The organism is Undibacterium sp. SXout7W, from assembly GCF_049339385.1.
Lineage (GTDB): Bacteria > Pseudomonadota > Gammaproteobacteria > Burkholderiales > Burkholderiaceae_D > Undibacterium.
The window spans coordinates 178,721-195,317 of record NZ_JBMPPF010000002.1 but is presented as its reverse complement, the minus strand read 5'-3'; the positions used below and the strand labels follow the sequence as shown (position 1 = coordinate 195,317).

Annotated in this window: 11 protein-coding genes; 5 read left to right on the top strand and 6 right to left on the bottom strand. The window is 50.4% G+C overall.

The genetic code is table 11. The features are described from left to right. Window positions 1–105: 105 nt before the first annotated feature. The 4 genes from ACO0LB_RS03255 to ACO0LB_RS03240 all read right to left on the bottom strand — a co-directional run bounded on the left by ACO0LB_RS03255 (window position 106) and on the right by ACO0LB_RS03240 (window position 6,576). Complete coding sequence (locus tag ACO0LB_RS03255) at window positions 106–240, bottom strand: hypothetical protein (RefSeq protein ID WP_423046433.1); 135 nt, start codon at window positions 238–240, stop codon at window positions 106–108. Further along, complete coding sequence (locus tag ACO0LB_RS03250; protein ID WP_423046431.1) at window positions 237–1,454, bottom strand: MFS transporter; 1,218 nt, start codon at window positions 1,452–1,454, stop codon at window positions 237–239. Before ACO0LB_RS03250 ends, ACO0LB_RS03255 begins: the two co-directional genes overlap by 4 nt. 145 nt (window positions 1,455–1,599) lie before the next feature. Beyond that, window positions 1,600–4,899, bottom strand: a complete 3,300-nt coding sequence (locus ACO0LB_RS03245) for a carboxyl transferase domain-containing protein (RefSeq protein ID WP_423046705.1) — start codon at window positions 4,897–4,899, stop codon at window positions 1,600–1,602. Between the two features lie 96 nt (window positions 4,900–4,995). Next, on the bottom strand, window positions 4,996–6,576 hold the full coding sequence (locus ACO0LB_RS03240) for an AMP-binding protein (protein WP_423046429.1): 1,581 nt from the start codon (window positions 6,574–6,576) through the stop codon (window positions 4,996–4,998). A gap of 188 nt (window positions 6,577–6,764) precedes the next feature. Here ACO0LB_RS03240 and ACO0LB_RS03235 point away from each other — a divergent pair, with 188 nt between their 5' ends. After that, window positions 6,765–7,445: a TetR family transcriptional regulator gene (locus tag ACO0LB_RS03235; RefSeq protein WP_423046427.1), complete on the top strand. Its 681-nt coding sequence runs from the start codon at window positions 6,765–6,767 to the stop codon at window positions 7,443–7,445. Here the strand turns inward: ACO0LB_RS03235 and ACO0LB_RS03230 are convergent. Then, complete coding sequence (locus ACO0LB_RS03230; protein WP_423046425.1) at window positions 7,428–9,521, bottom strand: GAF domain-containing sensor histidine kinase; 2,094 nt, start codon at window positions 9,519–9,521, stop codon at window positions 7,428–7,430. The genes ACO0LB_RS03235 and ACO0LB_RS03230 overlap by 18 nt on opposite strands. A 271-nt stretch (window positions 9,522–9,792) precedes the next feature. Here ACO0LB_RS03230 and ACO0LB_RS03225 point away from each other — a divergent pair, with 271 nt between their 5' ends. The 4 genes from ACO0LB_RS03225 to ACO0LB_RS03210 all read left to right on the top strand — a co-directional run bounded on the left by ACO0LB_RS03225 (window position 9,793) and on the right by ACO0LB_RS03210 (window position 14,048). Further along, on the top strand, window positions 9,793–11,328 hold the full coding sequence (locus ACO0LB_RS03225; RefSeq protein ID WP_423046423.1) for an AlkA N-terminal domain-containing protein: 1,536 nt from the start codon (window positions 9,793–9,795) through the stop codon (window positions 11,326–11,328). A 28-nt stretch (window positions 11,329–11,356) separates the two neighbouring features. Further along, window positions 11,357–11,830 (top strand): methylated-DNA--[protein]-cysteine S-methyltransferase, encoded by a 474-nt coding sequence (locus tag ACO0LB_RS03220; RefSeq protein ID WP_423046421.1) that lies wholly within the window; start codon window positions 11,357–11,359, stop codon window positions 11,828–11,830. 262 nt (window positions 11,831–12,092) lie between these two features. After that, the gene (locus ACO0LB_RS03215; protein WP_423046419.1) at window positions 12,093–12,659 is read left to right on the top strand and encodes a phasin family protein; all 567 of its coding nucleotides are present in this window, start codon (window positions 12,093–12,095) and stop codon (window positions 12,657–12,659) included. A gap of 213 nt (window positions 12,660–12,872) precedes the next feature. Then, entirely contained in the window at window positions 12,873–14,048 is a 1,176-nt protein-coding gene (locus tag ACO0LB_RS03210; RefSeq protein ID WP_423046417.1) for an acetyl-CoA C-acetyltransferase, read from the top strand. A gap of 200 nt (window positions 14,049–14,248) precedes the next feature. On the opposite strand, the gene ACO0LB_RS03205 is transcribed toward ACO0LB_RS03210, so the two are convergent. Continuing rightward, complete coding sequence (locus ACO0LB_RS03205) at window positions 14,249–16,417, bottom strand: ShET2/EspL2 family type III secretion system effector toxin (RefSeq protein ID WP_423046415.1); 2,169 nt, start codon at window positions 16,415–16,417, stop codon at window positions 14,249–14,251. Window positions 16,418–16,597 lie beyond the last annotated feature (180 nt).

Here is a 16,597-nt window from a genome sequence, read left to right as displayed (position 1 = left end):
GTGATGCATCTGCTCTGACATCAGATTATGTTAAAAATTCACTGTCCCTCCGATTATTTTATGTATCGACGATCAATCTATTGCAGCAAGCGCATCCACCAACACTCAGCACATCACAAAGCGATTCGCCAGATCGACGATGAACGCTGGTTGCAGATACGCCATAAATGCCACGACCAAGACGGCGATCAGCACAATGGCCAGTAACACGTTACGCAGTAAAAGGCGGGGAAACATCATGATGCAGCAGCAACCTGATGGCGCTGTATCGCTTGCTCATTGATCGGCAAATTCACCAATGCGGCAAAGATGCCCAATGCGAGTGTAATGCCCCAGACGATATCGTAGTTGCCCGTTCTGGTGTAGATATAGCCACCGAGCCAGACACCAAGAAAGCTGCCGACCTGATGAGAGAAAAACACAAAACCAGACAGCATGGATAAATATTTCAAACCAAAAATTCCCGCAATCACACCATTGGTAAGCGGTACGGTGGACAGCCATAACACGCCCATGCCAGCAGCAAAAATATAGACTGAATAGGACGACAACGGTGCCAGCAAAAACAGGCTGATGACGACACTGCGGGAAATATAAATCGACGATAACAAATATCGTTTAGGGAATATGCCGCCTAGCTTGCCAGCATAGTAAGAACCAAAAATATTAAACAAACCGATTAATGCCAGTGCGAATACAGCGACGTTCGGATCCATAATGCCTTTGTCTTTCAGATAGGCGGGCATGTGCACACCGATGAACACAACCTGGAATCCGCAGACAAAATAACCGGCGACGAGTAATAAAAATGGCTTGTGTCCAAAGGCTTCGCGTATCGCCTCCGTAATACTTTGCTGATGTCCGCCGCTATGATCCACAGGCGGCTCGCGCAAACGCCACGCCATTGGCACCATGACCAGCAACACCAACGTTGCCAGGACATAGAAAGCATTTTGCCAGCCAGTATGCGAAATCAGTTGCTGCTCTATCGGCATCATCACAAACTGACCAAAAGAACTGGCTGCGGAAGAAATACCAAAGGCCCAGGAGCGTTTTTCCATCGGCGCACTACGGCCGATAATGCCACTGACTGCGCCAAACGACGTGCAAGATAAAGCAGCGCCGATCAACACACCGGAACCGACAATAAATAATAGAGGCTGATCAATCATCGCCATCCACAACAAACCGGCAGCATACAAGACCGCACCAACCATGATTGCACGCGAAGTACCGAATTTGTCGACGGCCATACCGGCAAACGGGCCAAACAGCCCCCACATGAGATTCTGTACGGCATTGGCCATCGAATAGGTTTCGCGGGTCCAGCCATGCGCTTGCGAAATTGGCTGCAACCAGAACCCAAAACCGTGGCGCACACCCATAGCCAGAGTCAGGACAAAGCCGCTGGCAATCAGCACGGTTTTAAGGTCAGGAGAACGTTGAATGCTCATGTTATGCTTTCTGCTTATATCGATCATTGATTACTGAGCTTAGTGTAGTGCAAACTCAGAAATCATGTGGACTGCCGGTTTGACCATGACACTCAGCATCATCCGGCGAAACCAATCTGCGGGCAGGCCACAGCGAGAGCGACATTTACCAGGTATCGATAAAACCATCCTTCTTTTTTGCCACCGACCCGGCTGCTGCCAAACCACGCACCAGCCATGCACGGGTGTCAGCTGGATCAATCACCGCATCGATTTCCAGCGTCGATGCCATGCTAATGGCAGCACCGTTGGCGATCTGCTGACTCAGTAATTGTTTGAACAGCATGTCACGCTCTTCACCTTCGGCAACAGCTTCCAGCTCTTTGCGGAAACCCAGTCTGACAGCGCCTTCCAGCCCCATTGCGCCGAATTCGCCAGTGGGCCAGGAAACCGTGAATACCGGCGCATCAAACCCACCAGCTGTCATGGCCTGCGCCCCCAGTCCATACCCTTTACGCAATACCACACTGAAAAACGGTACTTGTAGATGCGAGGCGATCATGAACATGCGACAGACATGCCGCACTTGCGCCTGCGCTTCCATGTCTGGCCCGACCATAAATCCCGGCGTATCGGTCAATGACACAAGTGGCAGCCCATGCGCATTGCACAACTGCATGAAGCGTGCAGCTTTATCGGCTGCAGGGGCATCAATTGCGCCTCCGAGATGATGCGGATTGTTCGCGATGATACCAACCGGACGTCCCTCGATACGCGCCAGCGCCGTGATGATGCCAAGCCCGAATCCGCTACGTAATTCCAATACGCTGTGTTGATCCGCCAGCAGTTCCAGCACCGTGCGCACATCATAAACACGCAGGCGATTCTCTGGTACAGCATGACGCAACAAACGCTGATCAGCGCAGCCCCAATCACTGACAACGCCCTGAAAAAATGACAGATAATGTTGTGCAGCCCTAACTGCTGCAGCTTCATCCGGTACCAGAATATCAATCACACCATTAGCAGATTGCACATCGCTGGGGCCGATCTGTTCTGGTGAAAAACGCCCCAGTCCGCCACCTTCTATCATGGCCGGGCCACTCATCCCGATGTTGCTGTTTTCTGTCGCGATGATGACATCGGCACAACCGAGCAGTGCCGCGTTACCGGCAAAGCAGCGACCATGCACAATCCCAATGACAGGCACCTTGCCTGACAAGGCAGCAAACTGGCTGAAAGTATGATTGTTCAAGCCCGCAATGATCGGCATATCCGTGTCGCCGGGCCGTCCGCCGCCACCTTCTGCGAACAGCACCACCGGCACTTGCAGCTGATGCGCAACGGCTAAGACGCGATCAGTTTTCTGATGATTGCGTATGCCCTGAGTTCCGGCCAGTACCGTGTAATCGTAGGCCAATACTGCACAACTGCTCTGTTCGCGTCCAAACAATGTGGCGTTGACGGTGGCAATGCCTGTTAACATGCCATCAGCAGGCGTATTCATGACCAGATCTTCCAGGCTGCGACGACGAGTCTGCGCTGCAATCGCGAGCGCGCCATACTCAATAAAGCTGCCTTCGTCACACAGGTCAGCGATATTTTCTCGGGCTGTACGTCCTCCCTGCGCATGCCGCTTAGCGACAGCCGCCGAACGGTTTTCATCCAGCGTGAAGGCCAGGCGAGTTTGCAATTGTTGCAAGTCAGGGCGAATATGATCCGGATTCCATTGTTCTGCCATGACTTTGCAAGCGGCAACTGCATCAGCGGCCTCCACGATCAGCAATACTTGCCCGGGCTGCAGCAGTTCTTTTGCTGCGACATGAACATCTACGATACGACAATCCTCTTCCGCCGCCAGCACATGTTCCATTTTCATGGCTTCAATAATCAGCAACGGACTACCTGCGGATACTATCTGTCCGACAGATACACATATCTCAGCCAGTCGTGCGGGCATAGGCGCACATATCGCCCGCTGACCGGGTGCCAGCGTCAGCGCTGGTTGACGTGTGCTACCAGACACGCCACTGGCGTTGATGCCCGGCACGGTCGCGGCAACGTTGCTGACAGGTATTTGATACTGTAATGCAGCGTGCAATAATTCAGCCAGATGTCGTTCGACAAACCGAGTATCAATCTGATGCGGGATAAATTCTGATCGCTGTATCAATGCCTGTAGCAAACCCAGATTCGTCGGAAGCCCTTCAATGCGACATTCTTGCAACGCCCTCAATGCGCGCCTGCTCAAAGCGGCGAAATCAGGTGTCCGGATGCTGATAATCAGTTTACCCAACAAGGTGTCGTAATGTGGTGATGGGGTATAACCGTGATACGCATGCGTATCAACGCGTATTCCCGGTCCGTTCGGCAAATCCAGCGTGCTCAGTTGACCATAACCCGGCATGGATTGCCCCTGCACATCCAGCGTCTCAGCATTGATACGCAATTGCAACGCATAACCTTGTGCCTGCGGCGGCGCCGAGACATCCAATCCGCAATCCTGCAAACTGTGACCCGCTGCCAGACGTATTTGTAATTGCACCAGATCAATGCCGAAAACTTCTTCAGTAATGGTGTGCTCGACCTGTAAGCGCGGATTAGCTTCGATAAATACAAAAGGCAATTCTGTCGACTGTTCGTCAACCAGAAATTCAAACGTACCCACATTGCGATAGCCCACTTGTTGCGCCATGCGCAGCGCAGCCTCGGTAATACGCTGGCGCAATCCCGCTGACAGACTGGGACTCGGCGCAACTTCAATCATTTTCTGAAAACGTCGCTGCAATGTACATTCGCGCTCACCCAGCGCCATCACGTGCCTGCCATCCCCCACGATCTGGATTTCGATGTGACGCGCGCGGGCGATCAGGCGCTCCAGATAAACGCCATCAACACCAAATGCCGCCCGGGCTTCCGACACGCAACGTGCATAGGCATCCGCCAGCATCTCTGCCTGCATCACTACACGCATTCCGCGCCCGCCACCACCGCCAATTGCCTTGATCACCACGCCTTGTTCCTGAGTCGAAAAAAACACCTGCGCCTGCTCCAGCGTCACCGCACCTGTTCCAGGAACGAGTGCAACCTGACATTGCTGCGCCAGTTCACGCGCCTGCGCTTTGTCGCCAAACAAACGTAAATGACGGCTATCAGGACCGATAAAGCAAATACCGGCTGCCTGACAAGCATCGGCAAAATCTGCACGCTCACTCAGAAATCCATAACCGGGATGAATCGCGTCGCATCCATACTCCTGCGCAATCCGTAGCAGGTGTTCCCCATTCAGGTAGGCCGCAGCACCGCTGTCGTTCAATGCAACGCTTTGGCTTGCCTGTCTTACATGCAGCGATTGTGCGTCGTCAGCAGCGTATACCGCGACGCTGGGAATACCGAGATCATGCGTTGCCCGGGCAATGCGCACGGCTATTTCGCCACGATTGGCGATCAGAATTTTGTTAAACATAGCGATACCTGTGTAGCGTTGATATGAGTGGCGGTTGATATACATGGCGCTCAATCCATTTGTCCGATGTGTCCGGTGTCCGCGGACTGGCGGGTATTATTTCAACAGCCGTCGCAACACTTTGCCCGCACCGGTACTCGGCAGACTGCTGAGAATTTCAACCATTTTCGGGACTTTATAATTCGCCATATGGTCACGTGACCATTGACTGATCTCTTGCGGTGTCACACTATGGCCGGGCTTTAGCACGACGCAGGCTTTGATGATTTCTCCCTTGTCAGGATCAGGCAGCCCGATCACGGCTACCTGCATCAGCGCCGGGTGCCGTATCAATATGCTTTCTACTTCCTCCGGAAACACACTGTAACCGGATACCTTGATCATTTCCTTGAAGCGCCCGAGAAATGTCAGATAGCCCTCTTCGTCCAACTTGCCAATATCGCCGGTATACACCCAGCCATCGCGTAAGGTTTGTGCGCTCGCCTGGGGATTATTCCAGTAACCATGAAATACGCCCTGACTGCGCAAAACGATTTCTCCGGCTTCGTTGACAGCACAAGGCAGCCCTGTGTCTGCATGCAGGATACGGATCTCATTACCCTCCACTGGTTTGCCATGCGTCCCCCAGCGTATGGCATCCAGCGGCATGATGGTATCGACAGTATGTGTTTCGCTCAGCCCATACGATGCCTCGCAGGCAATGCAGTTGGGAGCAAAGATTTTCCAGCGAGCGGCAATCTCTTGCGTGAACTGTATTCCAAAGCTGGTCACCGGATTAAAACGCAAACTCGATAAATCATATTCGCGCGCTACCGGTAGCTGCATGATCGCCATATTCATCGGCGCAATGCTGTACCACCAACTGACCCGATAGTGACTGATTGCCTGCAACACCGCCAAAGGATCAAAACGATATAGCAAGACGCAACTGGCACCGGTATGCAAAATAATATTCATCCCCATCACCATGCCTGCGATGTGATACAGCGGTGCTACTGCCAGCAATACATCGTCCTTGCCGCCACGACTGGCGGCAGCGGCCATCGCCGTTTTATAGCTGGCGTTGCGGTAACTGAGCATGGCTCCTTTTGGCAAGCCCGTTGTCCCTGAGGTGTACGTCATTAGAGCAATATCGTCCAGCGCGATATCCACCGTCAAAGGTGTCGCGTCGCCGCTGATGGCGACCAGAAAATCATCAACAGATTCCGGCAGCTCGCTTGGCTGAGTCATCATTGCCAGCAATTCAGCCGGAATATCAATCACCGGATGAGCGGGTAAAAAATCGGTATAACGCACTGCCAGCACATGCTCCAATGCTGTACGCTCGCGCACCTTGGCAACGATGGGTAATAAGTTGCTGGCAGCAATGATCATGCGTGCCTTCATGTCATTCAGTTGATATTCAAGCTCATGTTCCTTATTCAACGGCCCGCATGGACAAACAATACCGCCCATTTTCTGAATGCCGATATGTGCCATCATGTACTGAGGACAATTATTCATAAACAAGGCAACTGGTTCCCCCTGCTGTATACCCGCGGCCTGCAAATAGGCGGCGAAGGCATCGCTGGCGCGATCCAGCTCGGCATAACTGATGGCAGTGCCATACCAGATCAGGGCAGGTTTGTTACCCTGCGTGCGGGCATGTTGACGTAATTGTTCGTGCAAAGTTTGCATGATGTGTCTCGGCGTTTTTTATAAGAAGGAGGAGTGATCCGGTCATATTATACCGATTGGTATAACTAGTATACTAGTCGGTATAATGCGTGGTAGCAATGTTACAATCGGGCGCAAAGATACCGCCGGATATCCGGCGAAGATAGGGTCGTGCCATGTGTATGATCAGAAAAGGACATGAACGCCATATGAGTAGCAGCACAAATACCGTCGCCAAAACAATCAAAACAACACGCGGCAGACAAAAAAATATCACTGTTGGCACAGACGAAAAACGTGAACGGATACTGGTAACAGCCGAGCGTCTTTTTTTTGAGCAGGGCTATGCAAAAACCACGATGGATCAGATCGTGGGCGAGCTTGGCGTGACCAAACCTTTTGTTTACTACTACTTTCGCAATAAGCAGGAAATTTTCGAGACTCTGTCATGGCGCCCGACAGAAGCCTGCCTGACGGCGATGGATTTTCCGGATGACGATACGCGACCTGCGGACGCAAAAATTGCTGATGGCATACAACGCCTGATTCATTCAACGATCAGTCATTATCCTTCGGCATTTTTCGGTTATCGTGAGCCGCAGGTCTATAGCGCCGCCTACCTGCGTAAGCAAAACAAATTAGCGAAACATTTTTATGATCAGCTGTGTATTTTGCTGGAGCAGGGGAAAAAGGAAGGCACACTGAATTTCAACGAAACCCGCATTACGGCGCTCGCCGCATGCAGCCTGCCTGGCTTCATGTACACCTGGTATCGTCCCGATGGTCGCCTGAATCAGGAGCAAATGGTGCAGGAATTGTCTCGCCTGAGCTGGCGTGTACTGGGCTTGCGGGATGCAGACAGCAGACCCATATCAAACCTTGATCGGTAATAGCAACGTAAAGCGGCAACCTTTGCCCGGCGTGCTCTGCACATCAATCTTGCCACCCATAATGCTTGAGACCAGTGTATGTACGATGCTGAGTCCCAGACCGCTGCCGCCACGTCCGAGTTTGGTTGTAAAAAACGGATCGAAAATACGTCGCAGGTTTTCAGGGGGAATACCACAGCCGTTATCCACAAAAATGACCTGCACCCGATCGTTCATGATTTTTTTAGCGCCGATTTGCATCTCTCCGTGAGACATGTTTTCAAATCCATGCAACATCGCGTTTTGTATCAGATTAGTGACAATCTGCCCATAGGGTCCGGGATAGCTGTCCATCACAATATCCTCAGGAATATCGATGATCAGGCTATGTCCCAGCTTATGTATTTTGTTATGCAGGGTACGCACCACTTCATGCGTGGTCTGCGCCAGAGGAAACACCCGCCGTTGCTGACTGGTCTGGTCAACCGAAACCTGTTTGAAGCTACTGACCAGATCGCAGGCATTCGTCAGATTGCGCATCAGTAATTCATTGGCCTCGTTGACCACAGAAGCAAAGGAGTTCAGATCCGAGCGACGTAGCGAATTCGCACTCATTTTCTGCATGAAACTATGCGACTCTTCATTCAGCGTGCTGGCTGTCAGCAGGCTGTTACCGATAGGCGTATTCAGTTCATGTGCAATACCGGCAACCAGTGAGCCAAGCGCAGCCAGTTTTTCCTGCGAGATCAGAATCTGCTGGGCGTTTGCCAGTTGCTGGTAAGTATCGGCGTTGTCAACGGCAATCGCTGTGTAGGCGGCCAGTGTCATCGCCATATCCAGATGCATGCGCTGGAAAGCATTTTTTTTTGTGCTTTGTATCGCGATCAATCCTGTGGTGCGTTGCTTGATGACCATGGGTACATAAATGTGCGACAACGGGAAGATACTGGCTTTTCCATCTGGATACGCGCTATCCACGGTCAGCGTTGCCAAACCAGCGGCATCCATGTACTGCGGGTACTCGTCTTCAATATTATTGATAAAAATTTCCTGCTGATGCGTGATACACCAGACTGACAATAAATTGGAGTCATGAATATTACGTGTATACGGTTGCATATGTTCGCCACGCATGATGTTGCAGGGAAAGTCGATGATCTGCTGTTCCGGCCGATACAAACCTACGGCAAATACCTCTGCACCCATCAGCTTGTGCACATGGCGATAGACAACTTCCATAATCACGGCACGGTCAAGGCTGGAAGTGATTTCGCGACCGATTTCACTGAGCATTGAGATGTTTCTTTGCGCCTCTTCGAGCTGCTGCTTTTGTTGTTGCAATTCGGCCGTGCGGCGTTCAACCTGCTCTTCTAATACGTGCTGGAGGCTGGTATGCATATCTCGCAGCAGGATTTGCTGAATCAGATAGGCAATGTAACGGCCCCCTACCTGGTCCTGAAATGACCAGTTTCTCTGTCGGTGCGTCGTTCCTGAAAACAGGACTCCGGCAAGTCTTCCCTGAATCCGCAGAGGAATACCCATTAACGAGCAAACTTGCTGCTGCGGCTGCTGAAACGCCACGGTCCCAAGTTGCTGTAAAGGATATTGCGCCAGATCGTCTGCAATCAGTATGCCGCGCTCATCATCAAAACACGCCAGCAGACTTGCCTGCACATCTGGCGCCATCGTTGGACAATCAGGCGACACTGCATGGCCGTTTATCGACTGGCAATACAAGCGGGAACTGCCTGCAGGGAGCAACCAGATTGCACTGCAATCAATACTCAGTACATCCAGCGCGGCATCCACCAGATGCTGCAATACCTCCGCTTGAGTCCCTTCTTCCAGAATACGGCTGACAGACAGGCCGAGCAGGGCTTTGAATGGTGTTGCAGGAAGCGCAGCATTGGCGACATCCAGCACATGAAGTACGTCGGGAATATCGTGCAGGCTGTGACGCAGGGCGTCCAGCAACGTCTGTGCGTCAGATGGAGCCGATGACTGAATGAATGGCAAATCAGATTGCCGCAACAACAGCATCGCCAGTTGTGGATGGCGACGTGCGATAGTAAGAATGCGCTCCAGACGACTGTTCACATGCATCTTCCGGTGAAAAGCAGATGACAGCCTGACAATGACACCCAGGCATCATCCCATCCGCCACAACTTATCCGTCCGAAAATGGCCAGAGCCAGCAAACATAGTGGCGTATAACGTTCATCACAGAAAACAGCAAAGTCATCCTGACTGATCTGCAGCCTCAAGGAATACGCTGTGATGTTCTGTTTAAATCATAGTAAAGTAAATCCTGCCGGACGGGTGACGGCAAATTCACTATTTAACTGTCCGTTGCAATTCAAATGACATCATGCCAGCTACTGATCCTCTCCGCGCCACCACCAAATCACATTCTGCTCAGGAAGATGAGCGCGATCAGCGCTATTTCCATGCGCTGGCAGCCCGCGACAGCCGTTTTGACGGCGTGTTTTTTACCGGCGTGACCACCACCGGCATTTATTGCCGTCCTGTCTGCCCGGCAAAAACGCCACGCGCTTCCTCCTGTCATTTTTTCAGTACCGCAGCGGCGGCAGAAGCAGCCGGTTTTCGACCCTGCTTGCGCTGTCGTCCGGAACTGGCACCGTACGCAATACAACAAAATCTGGCGCATGCAGTCTGGCAAAAAATTGCAGACGGTGCCTTGAATGAAGGCAACTTGGAAACATTGGCGGCGCAGGTTGGCCTATCTTCGCGCCAGCTAAGACGCGTAGTGTTGCAAGAATTTGGTGTAACGCCGGTCACACTTGCGCAAACCCAGCGCCTGCTGTTTGCCAAACGATTATTGCAAGAAACCAGTCTGAGTATGACCGACATCGCTTACGCCTCCGGCTTTGGCAGCGTACGGCGCTTCAATGCGCTGTTTGCCGACGCGTATCAACTCACGCCCGGATCATTACGCCGCATTTCAGCCCAGACCAGCGACAGCATACAGCTACGGCTAGCCTACCGACCACCGTTTGCCTGGGATGCGCTGATCAGCTATCTGGCAGGACGTGCCATGCCGGGACTGGAGGCCATCCTTCACGACAAGGGGCAAGCATCCTATGTGCGCAGCGTGACGCTCGACGGCAGGCAAGGCTGGATCAAAATCAGCCATCTACCTGAGCGCCAGCAGTTAGCGCTGCACATCGCGCCAGAACTGACGCCGGTGTTGATGCCACTCATGGCCAGAGTACGGCAGCAGTTTGATCTGGAAGCCAATCCTGCTGTGATACAAAGCATCCTGCAAGCATCGGCAATGCTGAATCCGCAGATACAGCGGACGCCGGGACTGCGCGTACCGGGTGCCTTTGACGGCTTTGAACTGGCTATCCGCGCCGTGCTGGGGCAACAGGTCAGCGTGGCGGGTGCCACCACCGTTTCCGGCAGGCTGGTGCAACGCTTCGGGGAAGCCTTCCAGACGCCCTTCGCCAACGTCACGCATCACTTCCCGACGCCTGCTGTTATTGCGGCACTGCCACTGGATCAACTGGCTGGCATAGGCGTACCCGGTGCCAGAGCTGCCACGTTGCAACATCTGGCGCGCTTTACGCTGGAAGGAGGCTTGCAACGCCATCCGGGCGCGAGTGTGGAAGAAGCCGTGGCGCAGCTGAAAACCGTCAAAGGCATAGGAGAATGGACAGCGCAATACATTGCCATGCGCGCTCTGCGTTATCCGAACGCGTTTCCGGCAGGTGATCTGGGACTGCAAAAAGCCGCTGCCCAGCTCAGTACCCCGACCATGACAAGACTGACCGAAAAACAATTGCTAACCGAGGCACAAGCATGGGCACCGTGGCGATCGTATGCCGCCGTCTTACTCTGGCAATCTTTGTCTGTTCATTCATCTGTGGCACATCTGCCCTGATTCTTTTTCTGATTAACGAGGTCACCTCATGCAATTCACCGAAATCGACAGCCCGCTTGGTCGCTTATTACTGGCTGCCAGTACACAGGGAATCAGCGGCGTGTATTTTGAGCAACATCGCCACTTTAAGGGCAGCACGGGCTGGAAACGAAGGGACGATCATCCCGTATTGCTAGCTGCCAGCCAGCAGTTAAGCGAATACTTCGAAGGGCAACGCCAGGAATTTACACTGCCTCTCGATTTATCTGCCGGTACGGTATTTCAGCAAACGGTCTGGCAGGCATTGCTGAAAATCCCTTACGCCAGCACAGAAAGTTATAGCGGACTGGCAAACCAGATCGGCAATCCACGCGCCGTCCGTGCGGTAGGTGCGGCAAATGGTCGCAATCCAGTCTCGATTATCGTGCCCTGCCATCGGGTCATCGCTGCCAACGGTGCTCTGACTGGCTATGCTGGCGGCATGCAACATAAACAAGCACTGCTGAACTTGGAAAGACGCTGACTCTGCACTATTATTCAGCAACTTTACGCACTGATGCCAACCATCAGCAGGTAAATCTACACACTCCTCAAACACAGAAACAGCAACGACAGACGAATACTGAATTTTCAAAAAAATATCATTTAGTACATTTTGTTGCGATGCACAAAAAAAGCTTGATCTTTTATTTGAAGCGTGTAGAATTCAAATTGTTGCGGTGCACCATTCAAGAAATCCGATGGAAGGCGCTGCCGATTCCTTAATTCCATTTACGGAGAATGTCATGACTACAAATACACCAGAACAATTCATCGCTTCCACAAAAGCTAACCTGGAATCTCAATTCGCTTCCCTGACTTCGTTCAACAAAAAAGCATTTGAAGGTCTGGAGCAATTGTTTGCACTGAACCTGAATGCAGCAAAAGCGAGCATCGAAGAAGGTACAGCAACAGCAAAACAATTGTTGGCAGCGAAAGATCCACAAGAATTCTTCACCCTGACAGCAGCGCAGGCTCAGCCTACAGCAGAAAAAGCCCTGGCTTATGGCCGTCACCTGGCAAGCATCACTTCTGCAACACAGCAAGAATTCACTAAAGCTGTTGAAGCACACATCGCAGAAACAAACACTAAAGTTGTTTCCCTGATCGACGAAGTGACTAAAAATGCTCCTGCTGGTTCCGAGCAAGCAGTTGTTGCACTGAAATCCGTTGTTGGTAACATCAACGCAGGTTACGAGCAACTGTCTAAAACAACAAAACAAGCTGTGCAGACTCTGGAAGAAAATCTTTCCAAAGCAACTCAACAGTTCACTCAAGCTGCTGAAAAAGCAGCTGCAGCAAAGAAAAAATAAGCTGACTCCTGATCGAATCCTGATTCAGTGAATTAGCGTACCAAAAAGCCCCCGTCAACATGCGGGGGTTTTTTTTCGCCTGACAATACCCAAAACGATCAGAAAGTATCAGAATGCATCAGCAAGCACTGACAAGCTGGTGTAATCTCTACGCCTGTCTGTTGTCTATTTCATTCCGTGTCCCGGGGACGCCTTAACCATAGGAGCATTCATATGCAAGATGTAGTAATCGTAGCTGCAGGCCGCACTGCAGTAGGTAAATTTGGTGGCTCACTGGCAAAAATCGCCGCTTCTGATCTGGGTGCGCTGGTCATCAAAGGTCTGCTGGCAAAAACAGGACTCAGTGGCGATATCATCAATGAAGTCATCCTTGGTCAGGTTCTGACTGCTGGCGTCGGTCAGAACGCAGCGCGTCAAGCGGTGATCAAAGCCGGTTTGCCAAACATGGTTCCGGCCTTCACGATCAATAAAGTCTGCGGCAGCGGCTTGAAAGCCACTCATCTGGCAGCACAAGCCATCAAAGCTGGTGACGCCGACATCATCATCGCGGGCGGCCAGGAAAACATGAGTGCTTCCCCGCACGTACTCAACGGTTCACGCGATGGTTTCCGCATGGGCGACACCAAGCTGGTTGATACCATGATCGTGGACGGTCTGTGGGATGTGTATAACCAGTATCACATGGGTATTACCGCTGAAAACGTCGCTAAAAAATACAGCGTGACACGTGAAGAACAGGATTTGTTCGCACTGGCTTCGCAAAACAAAGCAGAAGCAGCACAAAAAGCGGGCAAATTCAAAGATGAAATCATTCCTGTCGAACTGGTTTCCAAAAAAGGCACGACCGTGTTTGATACTGACGAATTTATCAAACATGGCGCGACACTGGAATCTCTGGCTGGCCTGCGTCCGGCGTTCGACAAAAACGGTACCGTCACTGCCGGTAATGCTTCCGGCCTGAACGATGGTGCAGCTGCTGTCATCATGATGTCTGCCAAAAAAGCCGAAGAACTCGGCCTGCCAGTATTGGCACGCATCAAAGCCTACTCCTCTGCCGGTATCGATCCGACCATCATGGGTATGGGGCCTGTACCTGCAGCACAACTGTGCCTGAAAAAAGCTGGTTGGACACATCAGGATCTGGATCTGATGGAAATCAACGAAGCGTTTGCAGCACAAGCGATTGGCGTGAACAAGGAAATGGGCTGGGATACCAGCAAGATCAACGTCAACGGCGGCGCAATTGCGATTGGCCATCCTATCGGTGCATCCGGTTGCCGCATCCTGGTCAGCCTGATTCACGAAATGATCCGTCGCGATGCAAAAAAAGGTCTGGCGAGTCTGTGTATCGGTGGTGGCATGGGCGTGGCGCTGGCAATTGAGCGCTAATCTGCGCAACGCAGTTCTGTCTTAAAAAAAATCCCCGCAAGTTAATCTTGCGGGGATTTTTTCATTATGCAGATGGCCTAATTAATGTCAGAAAATCTGCAACGTGATGGCGACCTCAGCATTAATGCGGTTGCCGTACTACTACAAAGTCAGTCAACATGATTAACATTGCTAATTACCCATGGCAAAGAACTGTATGCTCACTCAGACAATACACTATTTCGCAGCTCATCTAGCTCTGCGGAACCCAATCCTAGCTCCTGAATGCAACTTAAAAAGTGTTCTCTTGCATCTGAAGTAACATCAGTTATTACATCTTTCATTAAACAAGATTGATTTTCATCTTTTTCTGATGCAAATTTAACAAAGTCTTCGGAGTCTAGCCCTAGATTTTTAAAACCAGTAAGAAATGCCGCTACTGTATCCTGATAATCCAGAGTTATCGCATACCGCAACCCTGTAGTACCATCTCCACTCTTCGCCAGTAACAATGTATGCAGATTTTCCTTACTCAAGCCCAATTCCTTGATTCCCTCAAGGATTGCTGCTACGTGCTCTGCTTTTCCTTCGGTAAGCATGATGCTGCAGAGTAATGCGGAACCACAGTGATCCCTTGACAACAACTCAACTAAATCAGATTGATCTAATCTCATCTCTTTGATTCCTACAAGGAAAGTTTTCAATACCTCCGGATTACTTCTCGTAAATAATCTGATGAATTTTGAATTACCTTCGGAATCGTTTTCCTTCAAAATTTGTTTTTTCTCCTCCATGTCAATGCCTTGCATTTCAACCAATTGCTCTCGTAGTACTCCAGAAAGATTACTCATTCCAGCATGCCACATGACCGCAGAGGATTTTTTTTGACGCAACGATGTCGGAAAAAATTTTGTTGTGCGCTCACGACTATCGTTTGCCCATAATGGTTCATCCATAGAATGCGCATCCAGATTTTCTGGTGCTTTGATGAACAAACTACAATCCTCATAAGCAACTTGTTCCTCTGATTCCATGTCGTCATCATCATCTACGTCACCACCCACGTCCGCCGCACCATACTCCTTGTAATATGTGGCTTGCGTATCTTCCTCCATAAAATTATCTCTTGTCCAAGCACTGACATTTTGCAGATTGGTTTCTACCAAACGGACATGTGTTAATGTCAGATTAGGATCAAAAAATTCTGCCACATACTCAGTAAACCCTTTCTGATTTTTGACTTTGAGCAGCAAAGCCATTGCGTGGCTTCCACTCTGGACTATGATGCGTTGCGTCTGGTTACTTTTCATCTGAGTAAACTGATCATGCATAAAACCTCCCCATGCATCATGACCAACCAGATAATTTTCTTTACCCTGCCATGCTATCTCATGAAAACGGGCATCTATGCTCGCTGGAATGTTTTGTGCGATATCATTTTGCGCACCCATTTTCGTTACGATATTGGTCAGCAATCGCTCACCTATATTTTTAGGTTGCCATAACCAGTAAGTAGCCAAATGGCAACACTTAATACTCTGCTCCATTCCTTCTAGAGAATTATAAGGAAATTTCGCCTCCCCATTCAGGTTTGCCTTTCTATTCCAGTCATCAACCCGCATTGCAATTGCTGTAGAAGATAATTTAGCACCACGATACTGCGCATAATAAGAACGACCTGCCAAAGTTTGCTGACGAAGCGGTTTGTCATCCTTGCCATAAATATCAATCTTAATCACAATATCCTTCGGGCTGGGGGCGTGCCCAGAAGGAAGAACCTGGATATTTTCATACACAATAATATTGGCAGATTGCTTGGTGCTAATATGAATCAAGTTAAGATTAGGGCATTTTTGTTTTAAATCTCTAAAATCGAGGGTATAGTCGGAATGAGACGGATGATCAAGATGCTCGGTGATATCTGAAATATCTATATCTGAAATGTCCAACGCCCCAATATCCGGTAGATCGATATCCAATAGCTCGGCACCAGACAAGTCCAATGCCTTTGGGACATCAACATCCGGCATCTTGAGTGATGTAAGATGTGGCATTTTTTCGAGCCAAGAAGGAATTGCTTTCAGATTTTCTGGCAAGTGTATTTCTGTAACCCCCGATGTCTGGAGTCTTGCAATAATTCCCGGTGATTTTTCCTCAAGACCTCTCACGTCATTTTCATGACAACCAGACATATTTAAAAAAGAGTGATTCTCACCAAAAAGAGTGTCCTCAATGGTCGCAATGAGCTCCTCGTCATAATGGCCGAATTTGTTGTTATGGTACTCATTCACTAAACGCTTCCATTGAGCATCTTTTTGAAACTTGGGGGAACTAATACTGCTGTGAGAATTTCTGCCAGGGGTTCTTGTGATAGCGGATGTTGGCATCATGGTTTAGTTACCTTATTTGAGTGAAGGAATGGGACTTATCCTTTAAGTCGCACAAAACCAATCAAAGTTCGGTGAAAACTAAAAATAATTTGCTTCACTATGAGAATCGTGTATGTGCCACCCAAGATTTGTCGTGGTGGCACATAACATGAAGTACCGCAATCAAGCGGTTCAAAGCTC

Excerpts from the sequence above, each read along its gene's own strand:
- ACO0LB_RS03240 (WP_423046429.1), bottom strand. The coding sequence starts at position 6,576 with ATGCAAACTTTGCACGAACAATTACGTCAACATGCCCGCACGCAGGGT.
- ACO0LB_RS03235 (WP_423046427.1), top strand. The coding sequence starts at position 6,765 with ATGAGTAGCAGCACAAATACCGTCGCCAAAACAATCAAAACAACACGC.
- ACO0LB_RS03245 (WP_423046705.1), bottom strand. The coding sequence starts at position 4,899 with ATGTTTAACAAAATTCTGATCGCCAATCGTGGCGAAATAGCCGTGCGC.
- ACO0LB_RS03220 (WP_423046421.1), top strand. The coding sequence starts at position 11,357 with ATGCAATTCACCGAAATCGACAGCCCGCTTGGTCGCTTATTACTGGCT.
- ACO0LB_RS03225 (WP_423046423.1), top strand. The coding sequence starts at position 9,793 with ATGCCAGCTACTGATCCTCTCCGCGCCACCACCAAATCACATTCTGCT.
- ACO0LB_RS03205 (WP_423046415.1), bottom strand. The coding sequence starts at position 16,417 with ATGATGCCAACATCCGCTATCACAAGAACCCCTGGCAGAAATTCTCAC.
- ACO0LB_RS03215 (WP_423046419.1), top strand. The coding sequence starts at position 12,093 with ATGACTACAAATACACCAGAACAATTCATCGCTTCCACAAAAGCTAAC.
- ACO0LB_RS03210 (WP_423046417.1), top strand. The coding sequence starts at position 12,873 with ATGCAAGATGTAGTAATCGTAGCTGCAGGCCGCACTGCAGTAGGTAAA.
- ACO0LB_RS03255 (WP_423046433.1), bottom strand. The coding sequence starts at position 240 with ATGATGTTTCCCCGCCTTTTACTGCGTAACGTGTTACTGGCCATTGTG.
- ACO0LB_RS03250 (WP_423046431.1), bottom strand. The coding sequence starts at position 1,454 with ATGAGCATTCAACGTTCTCCTGACCTTAAAACCGTGCTGATTGCCAGC.